Source organism: Oleiphilus sp. HI0079 (genome assembly GCF_001635105.1).
The window spans coordinates 1-760 of record NZ_LWFT01000625.1; the positions used below are offsets into that span (position 1 = coordinate 1).

The 760-nt window shown below is 49.2% G+C and carries 1 protein-coding gene; it reads right to left on the reverse strand.

Translation table 11 applies throughout. The features are described 5' to 3' along the window. Positions 1-179 precede the first annotated feature (179 nt). The coding region (locus A3750_RS11305; RefSeq protein WP_156498524.1) for a GGDEF domain-containing protein at positions 180-760 on the reverse strand (581 nt) is incomplete at its 5' end.

The following is a 760-nucleotide window of genomic DNA, read 5'->3' on the forward strand; positions in this document are numbered from 1 at the left end:
CAGAGGCCAAACCTGGAGTGAAGTTTTGCAAAAAGAAGTCCGTCGAGTGCGAAGCGCCGCTCTAAGCTGTGGCCGCGCCTTGATCTAGCGCTTTATGGTCTGGGAGTATCGCAACCCATCAACCGATCGATCGACACGTTTTAGCATCAGCGTCTCATCGATAGTTGCTACATCAAATTCTATTCAAGAACGATGTGTGCCCCTTTGCCCATCTTCTTAGCCTGATACATCGCTTTATCGGCTTTTTCGTACAGCTTCTCAGGTGTCATAGGCGGCGCATGCCAAGCAATACCAATGCTCAAAGTCGGCACAAAGTTCAAGCCGGCTTTGGAAGCGAAGTCCTGAAAATGACTACGAATACGTTCAATAAGATACGCCGCCCCGGTGCGTTCTTTGGTGTACACCATCAGCAAGGCAAACTCATCACCACCGACTCGCGCCGCAATATCTTCTTTGCGTTTACAGGCATTTAGTGTGTCACCGAGCGCCTTCAATGCTCTGTCACCCGCGCTATGGCCCTGTTCATCATTTAGTATTTTGAAGTTATCAACATCTATCAGCGCCAATGCCATGGCTTCACCAGAGCGATCGTGTTCCGATACGGCCCTTTCGAGCACCTCATCAAAATAGGCTCGGTTGTGGATTTTGGTAAGCGCATCCACGGTTGCGCGTTCATAGTAGCTACGCGTGATTTTATGCCGCTCTACCGCCTGCTTAATTTGCCAATCAATTCTGGATGATTTTAAAGCTGACTTCGGTA